The 15,713-nt window shown below is 60.2% G+C and carries 14 protein-coding genes and 1 riboswitch; of the genes, 8 read left to right on the top strand and 6 right to left on the bottom strand.

Annotated features, from left to right (window positions below; all coding sequences use genetic code 11):
• Positions 1-55: 55 nt before the first annotated feature.
• Positions 56-1,480, top strand: a complete 1,425-nt coding sequence (hldE, locus tag QRN31_RS28180) for a bifunctional D-glycero-beta-D-manno-heptose-7-phosphate kinase/D-glycero-beta-D-manno-heptose 1-phosphate adenylyltransferase HldE (RefSeq protein ID WP_131058771.1) — start codon at positions 56-58, stop codon at positions 1,478-1,480.
• A 114-nt stretch (positions 1,481-1,594) separates the two neighbouring features.
• On the opposite strand, the gene QRN31_RS28185 is transcribed toward hldE, so the two are convergent.
• From QRN31_RS28185 to QRN31_RS28200, 4 genes are all read right to left on the bottom strand, one after another.
• Positions 1,595-2,563 carry a metal ABC transporter ATPase gene (locus QRN31_RS28185; RefSeq protein ID WP_285435965.1) on the bottom strand — a complete coding sequence of 323 codons (969 nt, stop codon included), beginning with the start codon at positions 2,561-2,563 and terminating at the stop codon, positions 1,595-1,597.
• A 32-nt stretch (positions 2,564-2,595) separates the two neighbouring features.
• On the bottom strand, positions 2,596-3,408 hold the full coding sequence (locus QRN31_RS28190) for an aldo/keto reductase (protein ID WP_285435966.1): 813 nt from the start codon (positions 3,406-3,408) through the stop codon (positions 2,596-2,598).
• Positions 3,405-4,580: an NAD(P)/FAD-dependent oxidoreductase gene (locus tag QRN31_RS28195; RefSeq protein ID WP_285435967.1), complete on the bottom strand. Its 1,176-nt coding sequence runs from the start codon at positions 4,578-4,580 to the stop codon at positions 3,405-3,407. Before QRN31_RS28195 ends, QRN31_RS28190 begins: the two co-directional genes overlap by 4 nt.
• A 202-nt stretch (positions 4,581-4,782) precedes the next feature.
• Positions 4,783-5,115, bottom strand: coding sequence for a DMT family transporter (locus QRN31_RS28200; RefSeq protein WP_285435968.1), 333 nt, complete (start codon positions 5,113-5,115; stop codon positions 4,783-4,785).
• 103 nt (positions 5,116-5,218) lie between these two features.
• Here QRN31_RS28200 and QRN31_RS28205 point away from each other — a divergent pair, with 103 nt between their 5' ends.
• Together QRN31_RS28205 and waaA are read left to right on the top strand one after the other, a co-directional pair.
• Positions 5,219-6,121: a LysR family transcriptional regulator gene (locus tag QRN31_RS28205; protein WP_285435969.1), complete on the top strand. Its 903-nt coding sequence runs from the start codon at positions 5,219-5,221 to the stop codon at positions 6,119-6,121.
• Positions 6,122-6,132: 11 nt separating this feature from the next.
• Entirely contained in the window at positions 6,133-7,416 is a 1,284-nt protein-coding gene (waaA, locus tag QRN31_RS28210) for a lipid IV(A) 3-deoxy-D-manno-octulosonic acid transferase (RefSeq protein WP_285435970.1), read from the top strand.
• Between the two features lie 39 nt (positions 7,417-7,455).
• On the opposite strand, the gene QRN31_RS28215 is transcribed toward waaA, so the two are convergent.
• Positions 7,456-8,895, bottom strand: a complete 1,440-nt coding sequence (locus QRN31_RS28215) for a TolC family outer membrane protein (RefSeq protein ID WP_285435971.1) — start codon at positions 8,893-8,895, stop codon at positions 7,456-7,458.
• Positions 8,896-9,087: 192 nt separating this feature from the next.
• Positions 9,088-9,193, top strand: a riboswitch (TPP riboswitch).
• Positions 9,194-9,356: 163 nt separating this feature from the next.
• Between QRN31_RS28215 and thiC the strand changes: the two genes are divergently transcribed.
• Together thiC and cytX are read left to right on the top strand one after the other, a co-directional pair.
• Positions 9,357-11,246: a phosphomethylpyrimidine synthase ThiC gene (thiC, locus tag QRN31_RS28220; RefSeq protein WP_285435972.1), complete on the top strand. Its 1,890-nt coding sequence runs from the start codon at positions 9,357-9,359 to the stop codon at positions 11,244-11,246.
• 151 nt (positions 11,247-11,397) lie between these two features.
• Positions 11,398-12,690 (top strand): putative hydroxymethylpyrimidine transporter CytX, encoded by a 1,293-nt coding sequence (gene cytX / locus QRN31_RS28225; protein ID WP_285435973.1) that lies wholly within the window; start codon positions 11,398-11,400, stop codon positions 12,688-12,690.
• On the opposite strand, the gene QRN31_RS28230 is transcribed toward cytX, so the two are convergent.
• Positions 12,659-13,402 (bottom strand): RsiV family protein, encoded by a 744-nt coding sequence (locus tag QRN31_RS28230; RefSeq protein WP_285435974.1) that lies wholly within the window; start codon positions 13,400-13,402, stop codon positions 12,659-12,661. The genes cytX and QRN31_RS28230 overlap by 32 nt on opposite strands.
• Before the next feature lie 227 nt (positions 13,403-13,629).
• On the opposite strand from QRN31_RS28230, the gene QRN31_RS28235 reads away from it, so the two are divergent.
• From QRN31_RS28235 to cpdA, 3 genes are all read left to right on the top strand, one after another.
• Positions 13,630-14,247: an NUDIX domain-containing protein gene (locus QRN31_RS28235; protein ID WP_090176327.1), complete on the top strand. Its 618-nt coding sequence runs from the start codon at positions 13,630-13,632 to the stop codon at positions 14,245-14,247.
• Positions 14,238-14,690 carry a DUF1249 domain-containing protein gene (locus tag QRN31_RS28240; RefSeq protein ID WP_090176324.1) on the top strand — a complete coding sequence of 151 codons (453 nt, stop codon included), beginning with the start codon at positions 14,238-14,240 and terminating at the stop codon, positions 14,688-14,690. The genes QRN31_RS28235 and QRN31_RS28240 overlap by 10 nt, the downstream gene beginning before the upstream one ends.
• 104 nt (positions 14,691-14,794) lie before the next feature.
• Positions 14,795-15,610, top strand: coding sequence for a 3',5'-cyclic-AMP phosphodiesterase (gene cpdA / locus QRN31_RS28245; protein WP_285435975.1), 816 nt, complete (start codon positions 14,795-14,797; stop codon positions 15,608-15,610).
• The last annotated feature ends 103 nt before the right edge of the window (positions 15,611-15,713 follow it).

The following is a 15,713-nucleotide window of genomic DNA, read 5'->3' on the forward strand; positions in this document are numbered from 1 at the left end:
GCGCCCACCCTGTGGTAATATCGCGCCCCTGTTCATTTTGTATGTGGGTTGCTCCATGAAGTTGTCCATGCCGCGATTCGATCAAGCCCCTGTCTTGGTGGTCGGCGATGTCATGCTCGACCGTTACTGGCATGGTGGTACCTCACGGATTTCCCCTGAGGCGCCGGTGCCGGTGGTCAAGGTCGAGCAAATCGAGGACCGCCCGGGCGGTGCCGCCAACGTTGCGTTGAACATTGCCGCCCTCGGTGCTCCGGCCTCGCTGGTCGGCGTGACCGGCGACGACGAAGCGGCTGACAGTCTGGCCAATAGTCTCAAGGGTGCAGGCGTTCGCGCCTTGTTCCAGCGCATCGCGCACCAGCCGACCATCGTCAAGCTGCGGGTCATGAGCCGTCACCAGCAATTGCTGCGTATCGACTTTGAAGAACCGTTCGCCACCGACGCACTGGCACTGGGCGAGCAAGTCGACGAATTACTCGAAGGCATCAAGGTGCTGGTGCTGTCCGACTACGGCAAAGGCGCGCTGAAAAACCATCAGGTGCTGATCCAGGCCGCCCGTGCCCGTGGCATTCCGGTGTTGGCCGATCCCAAGGGCAAGGACTTCTCTATCTATCGGGGCGCGAGCCTGATCACCCCGAACCTCAGCGAATTCGAAACCATCGTTGGCGGTTGCGCCGATGAGCACGAGCTGGTGAGCAAAGGCGCGCAGCTGATGCACGACCTCGATCTCGGTGCATTGCTGGTGACCCGTGGCGAACATGGCATGACCTTGCTGCGTCCGGATCATCCTGCGCTGCACTTGCCGGCCCGTGCCCGTGAAGTGTTCGACGTGACCGGTGCCGGCGACACAGTGATTTCTACCCTCGCGGCAGCGATTGCAGCGGGTGAAGAACTGCCTCACGCGGTGGCCCTGGCCAATCTGGCGGCGGGCATCGTGGTCGGCAAACTCGGTACAGCGGCCATCAGCGCGCCTGAGCTGCGTCGTGCGATTCAGCGTGAAGAAGGTTCCGAACGCGGTGTGCTGGGCCTGGAGCAATTGCTGCTGGCGGTCGACGATGCGCGTGCGCATAAAGAGAAGATCGTCTTCACCAACGGTTGCTTCGACATCCTGCATGCCGGCCACGTAACGTATCTTGAGCAGGCTCGGGCCCAGGGCGATCGTCTGATCGTCGCGGTCAATGACGATGCGTCAGTGAGCCGCTTGAAAGGACCGGGCCGTCCGATCAACAGCGTTGACCGTCGCATGGCCGTACTGGCCGGTCTCGGCGCGGTGGACTGGGTTATCAGCTTCCCTGAAGGCACCCCGGAAAACCTGCTGCGCGAGGTCAAGCCGGATGTGTTGGTCAAGGGCGGTGATTACGGAATCGACCAGGTAGTCGGCGCAGACATCGTGACTGCTTATGGCGGGACGGTGAAAGTGCTGGGGCTGGTTGCGAACAGCTCTACGACTGCAATAGTCGAGAAAATCCGCAAATCCGAGTAACACTGATCGTTCCCACGCTCCGCGTGGGAATGCAGCCCGGGACGCTCTGCGTCCCAGAGCGGGCGAAGCGCGTCCATTGAAGCATTCCGCGCCGACGGTTCGACGTGAGAGTGGTCAGGAGCTGACTTTTTTCCGCGGCACAATTTTCTTCAGTAGTAGCTTCGCTTTCCCACGCAGCCGCGCCAAACCGGAATCTTTCCCTGGCGGACTCAGTCCCTGCTGTCGCATCCAGTCCTTCCAGCGAATCCGTTCATCGCGCACCAGCCAGCCTTCCTGCTGGGCAAAACTCTCTGCCAGATACAATCCACGTGTACTCGCCGGGTATAGCTGATCCTTTTTCAAGGTATACAGCTCAGCCATCGGCTGGCCGTCCTGCAGAGGCATCAGGTACAAATCGGGGCGCTTGCGATCGAGCCGGGCCACCAGTTGATCACCCTCCAGTCGTTCGTCGACATGGAACAGGCTCAGGGATTTGGCTTCCTTGGGCACCTCCAGACGCAAGTCATAGATCAATTGCAACGAAGCCGTCGGCAAATGCACATAGGCATTCGGACGTTCGATCAGCTGCATGTTGGCGCAACGCACCGGCCGCGCAGAGCCGGACAACGGTGTCAGGCGAAAGGGCAATGCCTCGCGATAATGCAGCGCGGACGAGTAGGGCGCCGGTAACCACGTGTCGTTGAAGCGTCCACCGAGCCAGCCTTCCGGGGTTTCGAGCAGGCACTCTTCGGCTATCTCCTGAATCGCGGTGTGCAGCGGCAGGTTCAGTTCGTGGGCTGGCACGTAACCCGAGATCAGCTTGAGCACCACATCGCCACGGTCTTGCCGACGCTGACGCACCAATACCCAGTAATCTCGATTCTGCCAATGCAGGGTCAGGCGCACCGAGACCCCGAGGTTGGCCAGTTCCAGCGCAAAGCGCTGAGTGTCGGCCACTGCCACCGGGCGGCGACGTTGCAGGGTCTGGGAGAAATTGAGCGGCATCCCGACGCTCTGGTAGCTCAGGCCTTCGGGAGTCGCTTCGACGTACAACGGCAGGGTCTTGAAGTTGCTCGGGTTCTTTCTTATGAGCGTACGCGGCATGTCGGCTCCTGCTTAAGGCCGCGTGGGCGGCATCAGTTTCTACGAAGGACCTGGGCAACGGTCGCGACGTTGTGGGCGAGGTGCAGCGGATTAATGGTCCCGACAATAGCACTGGCAACGCCGGGATGTTCAAACAACAACTCGAAGCTGGCGCGCACCGGGTCTACACCGGGGCTCAGGCAGACGTGACCGCTGGCGAGGGCTTTCTTGATCAGAATGGCTTTACCGTGAGCAGCAGCATAGTCAATGACCGGCTTCTCGTGTCGATCGTTCAGATTGTAGGTGACCATGGCGCAATCACCTTGTTCCAGAGCCTTCAAACCGCCTTCAACGGTTTTGCCGGAAAAGCCGAAGCCGCGAATCTTGCCCTCGGCCTTGAGTGCGGCGAGCGTCGCATAGACCTCGCTGTCGTTGAGGATCGCCAGGTCGTTGCCGTCGGAGTGCACCAGCACCAGGTCAATGAAGTCGGTTTCCAGGCGTTGCAGACTGCGCTCCACTGACAGTCGGGTATGCGCGGCGCTGAAGTCATGACTCGACTGGCCATCGCTAAACTCTTCGCCGACCTTGCTGACGATCACCCAATCCTGACGCTGGCCGCGCAACAACGGTCCGAGACGTTCTTCGCTGCGGCCATAGGCCGGGGCCGTGTCGATCAGGTTGATGCCCATGTTGCGCGCGAGCTTGAGCAACATGCGCGCTTCGTCGTCATCGGGAATCTGGAAGCCGCTGGGGTATTTCACCCCTTGATCGCGGCCGAGCTTGACCGTGCCCAGGCCCAGCGGCGAAACCAGCAGGCCGGTGCTGCCCAGTGGTCGATGCAATTCGTGCAGAGTCGGTTGGCTCATGGCAACAGTTGCTCCCAGGCGGGGATGCCCATCGGTGGTTTTGGCAGATCGGGTAGCGGTGCGGCGGGGCCGGGTTGAATGCCGTCACGCGCAAGGCTTGCGATCACCCGGTCGGCGAAGTCAGGTGCGAGTGCCAGTTTGGTTGGCCAGCCCACCAGCAGCCGACCTTGTTCGGCCACAAATGCATTGTCAGGACGGGTCAGTCCTGATTGCAGCGGCTCGGCGCGGTCCACGCGCAGGGTTGCCCATTGCACTGTGCTCAGGTCGATCCATGGCAGCAACTGACCGAGTTCTTTCTGCGCGGTGGCGATTTGTTCGGCGGGTTCGCGAGCGACACCTTCGGCTTCAGCGATATCGCCGCCCAGGTACCAGACCCATTGGCCATCTGCCGCCGGGTGGGTGGTCACGGTGATGCGCGGCTTGGTGCCGCCGCCCAGGCAATGGGCGTACAGCGGTTTGAGGCTCGGGCCTTTGGCGATGATCATGTGCAGCGGTCGGCGCTGCATGGCGGGCTGGCTCAGGCCCAGTGCTTCGAGCAGTGCGGCGGTGCCGCCACCGGCGCTGAGCACGATGCGTTGCGCACGGATCTCGCGCTCGTCGACCTTCAGGCCCACCAGAGCGCCGTCCTCCAGCAACGGTTCAATCTTCTGGCCAGCGAGCAATCCGTTTCCCGCCAGGTCGGCGAGGCGTTGGATCAGGCTCGGCACATCGATCACCAACTCTGCCAGTCGATAGACTTTGCCCTTGAAGCGCTTGTCTTGCAGAGCCGGCGGCAGTTGATCGCCTTTGACCTGATCGACGCGGCCACGCACGGCTTTGCTGGCGAAGAAACTGGTGAGGTTGCCGGCGAGGGTGCCGGGGGACCAGAGGTAATGGGCTTCGGACAACAGGCGCACGCCGGACAGGTCCAGCTCGCCGTCGCCGGCCAACGCTTCACGCCAGCGGCGCGGCATGTCGGCAATGGCTTCCGAGGCGCCGGTCAGGGCGCCATGCAGCGCGTACTTGGCGCCGCCGTGGATGATGCCTTGGGACTTCACGCTCTGTCCGCCGCCGAGGCTGGCGCTTTCCACCAGCACGGTCGAAAAACCCTGGCGGCGCAGACGCGCATTCAGCCAGAGGCCGGCGACACCAGCGCCGACAATCAGAACGTCGGTGGAAATAACGGATGGCATGCAGCGACCTCAGTGTTCAAGACGAGGGCGCAGTATACAGACTCGAAGATTGGAGGTTTTGCTGGCGATCAATCGATGGCAACGCACAAACCCTGTGGGAGCGAGCTTGCTCGCGATAGCGGTGGGGCAGTCAACATTGATGCTGAATGTTATGTCGCCATCGCGAGCAAGCTCGCTCCCACAATGGATTGCGCTTCGAACCTTAATGCCCGGCGGTTTTGGAGAAGAGCTGGATCACCACGACACCCAACACAATCAGCGCCATCCCCATCATCGCCGGCACATCCAGCTTCTGGCCGTAGATGAACAGCGCAGCCACGCTGACCATCACGATCCCCATGCCGGCCCACACTGCGTAGGCAACACCCACCGGAACGCTGCGCACCACCAGGGTCAACATCCAGAAGGCAATGCCGTAGCCGACAATCACCAGAATCAGCGGCAGCGGAGTGCTGAGGCCTTTGACGGCTTTCATCGAAACGGTCGCGATCACTTCGGCGCAGATGGCAATGGCCAGGTAGTAGTAAGCGGTCATGGGTGCATCCTCGTGTGAAGTGTTGCTTTCTATGGTCGGCATTCTAGAGATTCTCCAGATGCGGTAAAGTCATTACCTATCTGTTCTGAAGATGGGTTGCCTCATGAGCATGCAATGGAATCTGGAGCAGCTGCGGCTGTTTGTCAGCGTAGCGGAGCAGCGTTCGTTTTCGGCGGTTGCGCGGGATCAACGCAAGGCGCAATCGGCGGTCAGCAGTTCGATTGCGCAGCTGGAGGACGACCTCGGCGTGAGCCTGTTCGACCGCAGCAGTGGTCGTCAGCCCAAACTGACCGAAGCCGGCAACGCCTTGCTGGAAGAGGCACGCGAAGTGTTGCGTCAATGTGAACGCCTCAATGGTCGGGCGTTGGCGATGATGCGCGGCCAGGAGGCACGCCTTCGCGTGGCTCAGGATGAGGCGATGCCCTATCAGCCGATCATCGAAAGCTTTGAAGCCCTGGCGGAAAAATTTCCCAGCCTTGAAGTGCAACTGACCAGCGCCGCCCAAGGCGATGTGGCGCGCAAACTGGTGGAGCGGCGGGCCGATCTGGGCTTGCTGTTTTATCACGATCAGATTCCCGAAGCCCTTGAGCGGCGCGTGGTGGGCAGCGTTGAGATGGTGACTGTGTGCGGTGTCGGACATCCGCTGGCCAGGCAGATGCAGATTGATTGTCAGCAAATGGCGCAGCATCGACAGCTGCTGATGTCCACGCAGTCCAGCGTCTACCCCGGCAGTGAGCCGGCCAGTCCGCAGGTCTGGCGGGCCGACAGCTTCTACGTCATGGCGGAATGGCTGGTGCGCGGCCTCGGCTGGGCCTGGCTGCCGCGACACGTGGTGCAATACCCGGCGTATCAGGGCCTGATGGTCGAACTGGATAGCGAATGGACTCCGCCAGCGCTGGTGGTGGAACTGGTCTGGCGCCGTGACGAGCCCCTCGGCCCGGCGGCACGTTGGTTGGCGGAACGTTTTGCCGTGCACTTGCAGGCGATCGGTCAAAAAAGCCGATAAACTCCGCCGCCATGAATAGAACTCTCTACACCGCGCTGTTTTACCTGGGGCTGCCACTGGTAGCGATTCGGCTGTGGCTGCGCTCGCGCAAGGCGCCGGCGTATGCCAAACGCATTGGCGAGCGATTCTCCCTGGGCCTGCCGGCAATGAAGCCGGGCGGAATTTGGGTGCACGCGGTGTCCGTGGGTGAAAGCATTGCGGCGGCGCCGATGATTCGCGCCTTGCTGCAACGTTATCCACAGCTACCTATTACCGTGACCTGCATGACCCCGACCGGGTCCGAGCGCATTCGTGCACTGTTCGCCAACGAACCGCGCATCCAGCACTGCTATTTGCCTTACGACTTGCCGTGTGCCGCCAAGCGATTTCTCGATCGGGTCCGGCCGACACTGGCGGTGATCATGGAAACCGAACTGTGGCCAAACCACATTCACCAATGCGCCAAACGCGGCATTCCGGTGGCACTGGCCAATGCGCGACTGTCCGAGCGTTCGGCCAGGGGTTATGGCCGCTTCAACAAACTGACTCAACCTATGCTTGCCGAGATGAGCCTGTTCGCGGTGCAGACCGAAGCCGAGGCCAAGCGCTTTCGTGAATTGGGCGCGCGTGAGGAAACGGTGGAAGTGACCGGCTCGATCAAGTTCGACCTGACCATCGACCCTGCATTGCTTCAGCGTGCCGCCGAGCTGCGGGCGCAATGGCAGGCGCAGGAGCGTCCGGTGTGGATCGCTGCGAGCACTCATGAAGGGGAAGACGAAGTGGTGCTGTCGGCCCATCGTCAGTTGCTCGCCAATCATCCCGATGCGCTGCTGATTCTGGTGCCGCGTCATCCGGAACGATTCAATTCGGTGTTCGAATTGTGCCGGCAACAGGGGTTTTCCACGGTGCGTCGTTCCGCTGGCGAACCGGTCACCGCCGGCACATCGGTGTTGCTGGGCGACACTATGGGTGAGTTGTTGTTTCTGTATGCGTTGGCGGACAGCGCGTTTGTCGGCGGCAGTCTGGTACCAAACGGCGGGCACAACCTGCTGGAGCCGGCGGCGCTGGCCAAGCCGGTGCTGAGTGGCCCGCACCTGTTCAACTTCCTTGAAATCGCCGCGCAATTGCGCAGCGCCGGGGCGTTACAGGAAGTAGAAGATGCCGAAGGTCTGGCGCTGGCCGTGCAGCGGTTGTTCGAATTGCCGCGCGATGCGCAGCGGATGGCGGAGGCGGGCTTGAAGGTGATGCGCACCAATCAGGGTGCTTTGCAGCGATTGCTGGACGGGTTGGGACGGTTGATCGATCGGATTGCCTGACACAAAAAGATCGCAGCCTATGGCTGCGATCTTTTGTTTTTACTGCGTCGGATTAGCCTTCAACTGCGCCGCCGCAGCCTTGGCCAGATCCGGCGGCAGGAAGTCTTTGTCCGGGTTGTAGTCGGCCTTCAAATAACGCCCCAGATCCTGCAGATCTCCTGGGTTCAACGTACCCGCCGCCTGCTTCAAGCGCAGGTTGTCGAGGATATAGTCGTAACGGGTATTGTTGTAATTGCGCACCGAGGTGTACAGCTGGCGCTGCGCATCCAGCACGTCGACGATGTTTCGCGTGCCCACCTGATAACCGATTTCAGTGGCTTCAACCGCACTCTGGTTGGAGATGATCGACTGCTTGCGCGCCGCCACTTGTTCAACATCGGTGTTCACCGCGCGGTGCAGGTTGCGGGTACTTTCCACGATCTGGCGACGCAGGGATTCGCGCTGCTGCTCGGACTGATCCAGTTGCGCATACGATTGGCGCACCTGGGAACTGGTCAAGCCGCCGCTATAGATCGGGATGTTCAGTTGCAGGCCCACCGTCGTTTGCGAGACGTTGCCACCGTAAGGTTGGGGGAAGGCGTTCGGGTTGCTGAAACCCAGGGCGTCGTTGTCACCTTTCTCGTATTTCGCTACAGCGTCGAGGGTCGGCGCATGGCCTGCCTTGCGTTGCTTGAGGGTTTCTTCCGCCGCGCTGACGGCGTAGTTGCTGGCCAGTAGATTAAGGTTCTGCTTCGCCGCCGTATCGACCCAGGCCTTGGCGTCGTTCGGCGCGGGCGGCAGGATCGGCAACGTATGGGAAATACCCCAGATCGAGTTGTACTGACGGTTGGTCAGGGTGATCAGAGCTTCGAAAGCATCATCCACCTGACGCTGCGCGACGATCCGGTTGGCGCGCGCGGTGTCGTAGCTCGCTTGCGATTGCAACACGTCAGTCTTATCCGACAGGCCGACGTCAAAGCGTTCGTTGGACTGATCGAGCTGGCGTTTGAACGCGGCTTCCTCTGCCTTGGTCGAGGCCAGGTTATCCTGCGTGCGCAAGACGTTGAAGTAACTGTTGGCGGTTTGCAGGATCAGGTTTTGCTCGGTCGCCGAGAGTTGCAGTGCAGCCTGCTCGTTGACGTCTTTGGCGGCCTGGAACTGGAACCAGCGATCAGCGCGGAACAGCGGTTGAGCCAACGTCGCCTGGTAGGAGTGGGCGTTGCGGTTGGCGGTCGCCGAAGGCTGATCGATGACAGTGCGCACGTTGGCCATTTCTGCGCCGCCCGAGATATTGGGCAGCAGCCCGGCGCGAGCCTGAGGCACGACTTCTTTCTGCGCGCCATATTGAGCAACGGCGGCGGCCAGGTCGGCGTTGTTGTCCTTCGCTTCCTGATACACGCTGACCAGATCGTTTTTTGTCGATAAGGGCGCTTCTGCTGCCCAGGCCATTCCATTGGACGCACAAGACACGGCAAGGGCCAGTGAGAGTTTGCGCAGCATGAGGCCATCCCTAAGAAAATTACGCTGATAATTTGAGCGCCAAGGCTACGGCGCGGGCCACACAGCGTCAAGGCGCGGCATGGCTTGCGAGTGTAGTGGTGGCCACGTTCGGCAACAATCCGTTAATTGCGCCATTCATCATGGTGTTTACCGCGGTGTTGGCGTTCTTTGCTGGTTGTGTCTAGACTGGCCGGGTTCTTGTCGGGGTGCCTTGCTATGAGGCTGAGATCGAATAATTTCGGATCCCGTTGAACCTGATCAGGTTAGCGCCTGCGTAGGGAACAAGATTTCTCGTCACCCGGCGAGTCCTCTTGTGCTTCGTCCGGGATGTTGTTCGACAATCGAACACCCCTCGAGCACTGAGCACAGCACAGCTGGTTTTCCCAGCGCACGTGCGTCCATTCGTTTACAGGTTCGCTCCGACAAAAATCCACTGCCTGGATGTGTTCGGAGAGCCCGTGATGACGATAAAACTAAAAGACCATACGAACCTGAGTGACTCGGCCCAAGTCGATCAACAGTCGGTTCAGCCGTTTACCCGCTCGCAAAAAATCTACGTTCAGGGCTCCCGTCCGGACATCCTCGTGCCGATGCGCGAAATCAGCCTCGATGTGACCCCGACCGACTTCGGCGGCGAGGTCAATGCGCCGGTAGTGGTGTACGACACCTCGGGCCCGTACACCGATCCCAACGTCATCATCGACGTGCGCAAAGGCCTGGGCGATGTGCGCTCGCCGTGGATCGAGTCCCGCGGCGACACCGAGCGCCTGCCCGGCCTGAGCTCCAATTTCGGCCAGGAACGCCTGGCCGATGCCGAGCTGACCAAGCTGCGTTTCGCCCACGTGAACAACCCGCGCCGCGCCAAGGCCGGTGCCAACGTCAGCCAGATGCACTACGCGCGCAAAGGCATCATCACCGCCGAGATGGAATACGTCGCGATCCGCGAAAACATGAAGCTGGAAGTCGCCCGCGCTGCCGGTCTGCTGGACCAGCAACACGCCGGCCACAGCTTCGGTGCCAGCGTGCCGAAAATCATCACCCCCGAATTCGTCCGCGACGAGATCGCTCGCGGTCGCGCGATCATTCCGGCCAACATCAACCACACCGAACTGGAACCGATGATCATCGGCCGTAACTTCCTCGTGAAGATCAACGGCAACATCGGCAACAGCGCCTTGGGCTCGTCCATCGAAGAAGAGGTGGCGAAACTGACCTGGGGCATTCGCTGGGGTTCGGACACGGTCATGGACCTGTCCACCGGCAAGCACATTCACGAAACCCGCGAGTGGATTATCCGTAACTCGCCAGTGCCAATCGGCACAGTGCCGATCTACCAGGCCCTGGAAAAAGTCGGCGGTGCGGCCGAAGACCTGACTTGGGAGCTGTTCCGCGACACCCTGATCGAACAGGCCGAGCAAGGCGTCGACTACTTCACTATCCACGCCGGCGTGCTGCTGCGCTACGTGCCGCTGACCGCCAAACGCGTGACCGGCATCGTCTCCCGTGGCGGTTCGATCATGGCCAAGTGGTGCCTGGCGCATCACAAGGAAAACTTCCTCTACACGCATTTCGAAGACATCTGCGAAATCATGAAGGCCTACGACGTCAGCTTCTCGCTGGGCGATGGCCTGCGTCCGGGCTCGATTGCCGACGCCAACGACGCCGCACAATTCGGTGAGCTGGAAACCCTCGGCGAGCTGACCAAGATCGCCTGGAAGCATGACGTGCAGTGCATGATCGAAGGCCCGGGCCACGTGCCGATGCAGTTGATCAAAGAGAACATGGACAAGCAGCTCGAGTGCTGTGACGAGGCGCCGTTCTACACCCTCGGCCCACTGACCACCGACATTGCGCCGGGTTACGACCACATCACGTCGGGCATTGGCGCGGCGATGATTGGCTGGTTTGGTTGCGCGATGCTCTGCTACGTCACGCCCAAGGAGCACTTGGGGCTGCCGAACAAGGATGACGTGAAGACCGGGATCATCACCTACAAGATCGCCGCACATGCCGCCGATCTGGCCAAAGGGCATCCGGGCGCGCAGATCCGCGACAATGCCTTGAGCAAGGCGCGTTTCGAATTCCGTTGGGAAGACCAGTTCAACCTGGGCCTCGATCCGGACACTGCACGCTCGTATCACGATGAAACCCTGCCGAAGGATTCGGCCAAGGTCGCGCACTTCTGCTCCATGTGCGGGCCGAAATTCTGCTCGATGAAAATCACCCAGGAAGTCCGCGAATACGCGGCCAACCAACGGATCGAAACCGTCGATGCCGAAGTCGCCCAGGGATTGGCGGATCAGGCCGAGCGGTTCAAGCAGGAAGGCAGTCAGCTGTACAAGAAGGTTTGATCTGACCTGAAACGGTGGGGCCTGCACAGGCCCCATCGCCAGCAGGCTGGCTCCCACACTGGATCTGTGGCGTTCACGAGTCCCCTGTGGGAGCCAGCCTGCTGGCGATTGAGATCTACACAACAACAAATGTCCCTCTGAGATAACACCCTTGAGCATTCAACCCAGTACTTATTCTCCAGACATCGCGGTGCCGACGGACAAACGAGTCTTTGGCGGTCGCGATCTGTTTTCCCTGTGGTTTTCCCTCGGCATCGGTTTGATGGTGCTGCAAACCGGCGCTTTGCTCGCGCCAGGTCTGGGCCTGTCCGGCTCGTTGCTGGCGATCTTCCTCGGCACCTTGGTCGGCGTTCTGCTGTTGGCCGCCGTCGGTGTGATCGGCAGCGACACAGGCCTGTCCTCGATGGCTGCGCTCAAACTCAGCCTCGGCAAACGCGGCGCCAGCCTGCCGGCCGTGTTGAACCTGCTGCAACTGATCGGTTGGGGTTCGTTCGAAATTATCGTCATGCGCGACGCGGCCAGCCTGCTCGGCGCGCGGGCCTTCAGCGAAGGCAGCCTGCTGTCGAATCCGCTGCTCTGGACCTTGTTCTTCGGCGCACTGGCGACCTTGCTGGCAGTCAGCGGGCCATTGACATTCGTGCGGCAGATTCTGCGCAAGTGGGGCATCTGGCTGTTGCTGGCGGCGTGCATCTGGCTGACCTGGAACCTGTTCACCAAAGCCGATCTGGCCGCTTTGTGGGCGCAGGCCGGTGACGGTTCGATGCCATTCGCCGTCGGCTTCGACATTGCGATCGCCATGCCGCTGTCGTGGCTGCCGCTGATTGCCGACTATTCACGTTTCGGCAAGCGTGCGAAAGACGTGTTCGGTGGCACGGCACTGGGTTTCTTTATCGGTAACTTCTGGCTGATGAGCCTGGGCGTTGCGTACACCCTGGCGTTCGCGCCGAGCGGTGAAGTGAATGCCTTGTTGTTGGCACTGGCTGGTGCAGGTCTGGGGATTCCGCTGCTGCTGATTCTGCTGGATGAATCAGAAAATGCCTTTGCCGATATTCACTCGGCGGCGGTGTCCAGCGGGATTCTGTTGCGCTTGAAGGTCGAACATCTGGCCCTGGCGATTGGCGTGATCTGCACACTGATTGCGTGCCTGGCGCCGTTGGCCCAGTACCAGAACTTTTTGCTGTTGATCGGTTCGGTGTTTGCGCCGCTGTTCGGCGTGGTGCTGGTGGATCACTTCATCTTGCGCAAACGCAGTGCTCAGGTGGCGTCAGCCGCATTGCGCTGGCCGGCGTTACTCGCCTGGTTGGGCGGGGTGAGCACTTATCACTTGCTGGCCAATCTGTATCCGGACATCGGCGCAACCCTGCCGTCGTTGATTCTGGCAGGGTTGCTTCAGCTCGTGCTGGGTCGGGCCTTCAGTTACGGCCGGGAAACAGCTCAGGCTTGAGAATGCCGTTCAGGCGCGGGTAAGGGATCTTCAGTTCGATGTGGCCCAGCGCGTAAGGCGCGATGGTGCTCACTTCGTACTTGAGGATCACCCCACCGTAGGTCAGCGCCACGTTCTGGGTTTTCTGGAAATGCCAAGTCTTCAGGAACTCCGGCTCCTGATCGAGTTTGGTGCTGATCAGCCAGCTGTTGTGCGCCACTTGCGCGGCTTTCCAGAACGCTTCTTCCTGTCCCGGCAGCAACATATCCGACAGCGTCAGCACTTTATGCTGCTGGCGCGAATAGTTGATGAAGCTGCGCCCCGGTGTGCCTTGCGCGTTGCCGGTGTCCAGGTAGCTGGAAAATTCGACAATCACCAAGCCGTCATGCTGCTCACGTACCTTGGCTTGCAAGTAGCTGCTGGAATGCGGTGCGGCGGTGCGCAGGAACTGATCGCGATACGCGGCCAGGGTCGGCGCTGCCGGGGCGTCCGGGGTGCGGGTCAATTGCAGCAGGTTTTTTTCCACGAGGCCGTCCAGTTGTGGCTCGGCCGGAAAGTGCACGGTGTCGATGTTCACCAGCGGGCAATCAGGACTGGAGCACCCCGGCTTCAATGTTTCCGAGGCATCGCGGGTGGTCTCCAGCGGTGTCCGGTAATTGGGCTGGAACAAACTCTGGCAGGCACCCAGGGTCAGGGCGATTGCGGCCACGGAGGCGATTTTAAGAAACGACATGGGCGTCCTTCACAAAACAGGGAAAGGCGAAAAGTTATCCGCTTCGACTCTCAACGAAGCGGTCAGTTCGCCACTAAGCTAATTAGAGTTGGTTTCGCCCTCACCGTCTATCTCGCTGACTGGAAAGGGGCTGCATCAAACGGTGCGAGCGCGTTAGGATGGCGCGAAGTCGAGGTTGCAAGTCACAAAAGGAGCCTCGTAACGGACTGCAGTAAACGAGGATAGTCATGACTGATTTTGCCAACGCCATTCCGACCGCCGTAGATATCGTTCGGCGTGAAAAGTGCTACGAGGGTTTCTACAAACTCGATCGTGTGCACTTGCGCCACGAATTGTTTGCCGGGGGCATGAGTCGTGAGATCAATCGTGAAGTGTTTGTCCGCCATGATGCAGTCTGCGTGCTGCCGTACGATCCGCAGCGTGATGAAGTGGTGCTGATCGAGCAGTTTCGTGTAGGCGCCATGGGCAAGACCGACAATCCATGGCTGATCGAACTGGTCGCCGGTCTGATCGACAAGGATGAAGTGCCGGAAGAAGTTGCTCACCGCGAAGCGCAGGAGGAAGCTGGGCTTGTGTTCGGGGCGCTCTGGCCGATGATCAAATATTTTCCATCGCCGGGCGGCAGCAATGAGTTTGTGCATTTGTACCTGGGGCGTTGTGACAGCACCGGCGTCGGCGGCCTGTATGGGCTGGAGGAAGAAGCAGAAGATATCCGCGTCACGGTCTGGGCATTCGAAGACGCCTTGCAAGCCGTACGCGACGGAAGAATTGCCAACGCGCCTTGTATCATTGCTTTGCAATGGCTGGCTTTGAACCGCGTTGAAGTGAGGGGGCTATGGTCGTAAACAAGCTGCGCGATCGCTACCGGGTTGACCTTGTAGGGCTGCAAGCCTCTTGCGAGGCCAACTACGCGCGTCTGATGCGACTGCTGCCGGACATGCGTAATGAGCCGGCGGCGCGGCGCATTGCCGTGACTAACGGTGACCAGATGCTTGGCGTGCTGGCCCTCGAGGTGCTTCAAGTCTGTCCGTACACCACGACGCTGCAGGTTCGGCAGGAACATAGCCTGCCATGGTTGCCGGTGCCGCAACTGGAAGTTCAGGTCTACCACGACGCCTGCATGGCTGAAGTGGTCAGCGCCGAACATGCGCGACGCTTTCGTGGCATCTATCCTTATCCGAATGCCTCGATGCATCAGCCAGACGAGAAGGCTCAACTGAATATGTTTCTGGGCGAATGGCTGAGCCATTGCCTGGCGTTGGGGCATGAGTACGAAGTCGTCCGTTAACGTGAGTTGTGAACTGCGTCCGGTTCACAGGTTTCCCCTTTTGATCGTCCCCCAGCATAATTGCGGCACTCATCCATCCCGTGATTCAGCCTTGGGAGAACGCCTTGCCGAGCGTATCCACTTTGACCACCGCCGATTCGGCGTTATTGGTGCAACTCTCTGACAGTCATCTGTTTGCCGACGCGAACGGGACGCTGATGGGCATGAATACGCGCGACAGTCTGCAAAAGGTCATCGAGTTGGTGCGCCTTCAACAGCCGCAGATTGACCTGATTATTGCCAGTGGTGATTTGTCTCAGGACGGAACGCTGGAGTCCTATCAGCTGTTTCGCGATTTGACGCGGTCGCTTGATGCGCCGGCGCGCTGGATTCCTGGCAATCACGATGAGCCGCGGATCATGGCCGAGGCGGCGGTACAAAGCGCTTTGCTGGAGTCGGTGGTGGATGTCGGCAACTGGCGGGTCACGTTGCTGGATTCGGCGGTGCCGGGGTCGGTGCCGGGGTATTTGCAGGATGAGCAGTTGCAGTTGTTGGCTCGTTCATTGAGTGAGGCGCCGGAGCGGCATCATCTGGTGTGTTTTCATCACCATCCGGTGTCGATCGGGTGTGCCTGGATGGAGCCGATCGGGTTGCGTAATCCTGAGGCGCTGTTTGCGGTGCTTGATCGTTTTCCGCAGGTGCGTGCGGTTTTGTGGGGGCATGTGCATCAGGAGGTTGATCTTGAGCGTAAGGGGGTGCGGTTGATTGCTTCGCCTTCGACGTGCATTCAGTTTGAGCCGGGGAGTGATGATTTCAGTGTCAGTGATGAGGCGCCGGGGTATCGGTGGTTGCGGCTTTTGCCTGATGGGCGGGTTGAGACTGGCGTTGAGCGGGTTTCTGGGTTTGCCTTCCAGATTGATCACGGTTCTGATGGGTATTGACGGGTTTGGTCTTGGCGGCCTTTGGGCCGACCATGTTTTGGGTTGAGCGGGTGTATATCCGTTGCTGCGGTAACGGCGGCTTAGGGTTTCGCCCTGACGGCGA

Origin of the sequence: Pseudomonas sp. fls2-241-R2A-110 (assembly GCF_030209165.1) — a bacterium.
Classification (GTDB): domain Bacteria; phylum Pseudomonadota; class Gammaproteobacteria; order Pseudomonadales; family Pseudomonadaceae; genus Aquipseudomonas.

Excerpts from the sequence above, each read along its gene's own strand:
- QRN31_RS28215 (WP_285435971.1), bottom strand. The coding sequence starts at position 8,895 with ATGCTGCGCAAACTCTCACTGGCCCTTGCCGTGTCTTGTGCGTCCAAT.
- QRN31_RS28230 (WP_285435974.1), bottom strand. The coding sequence starts at position 13,402 with ATGTCGTTTCTTAAAATCGCCTCCGTGGCCGCAATCGCCCTGACCCTG.
- QRN31_RS28205 (WP_285435969.1), top strand. The coding sequence starts at position 5,219 with ATGAGCATGCAATGGAATCTGGAGCAGCTGCGGCTGTTTGTCAGCGTA.
- hldE (WP_131058771.1), top strand. The coding sequence starts at position 56 with ATGAAGTTGTCCATGCCGCGATTCGATCAAGCCCCTGTCTTGGTGGTC.
- QRN31_RS28200 (WP_285435968.1), bottom strand. The coding sequence starts at position 5,115 with ATGACCGCTTACTACTACCTGGCCATTGCCATCTGCGCCGAAGTGATC.
- QRN31_RS28190 (WP_285435966.1), bottom strand. The coding sequence starts at position 3,408 with ATGAGCCAACCGACTCTGCACGAATTGCATCGACCACTGGGCAGCACC.
- QRN31_RS28235 (WP_090176327.1), top strand. The coding sequence starts at position 13,630 with ATGACTGATTTTGCCAACGCCATTCCGACCGCCGTAGATATCGTTCGG.
- QRN31_RS28185 (WP_285435965.1), bottom strand. The coding sequence starts at position 2,563 with ATGCCGCGTACGCTCATAAGAAAGAACCCGAGCAACTTCAAGACCCTG.
- QRN31_RS28195 (WP_285435967.1), bottom strand. The coding sequence starts at position 4,580 with ATGCCATCCGTTATTTCCACCGACGTTCTGATTGTCGGCGCTGGTGTC.
- thiC (WP_285435972.1), top strand. The coding sequence starts at position 9,357 with ATGACGATAAAACTAAAAGACCATACGAACCTGAGTGACTCGGCCCAA.
- QRN31_RS28240 (WP_090176324.1), top strand. The coding sequence starts at position 14,238 with ATGGTCGTAAACAAGCTGCGCGATCGCTACCGGGTTGACCTTGTAGGG.
- waaA (WP_285435970.1), top strand. The coding sequence starts at position 6,133 with ATGAATAGAACTCTCTACACCGCGCTGTTTTACCTGGGGCTGCCACTG.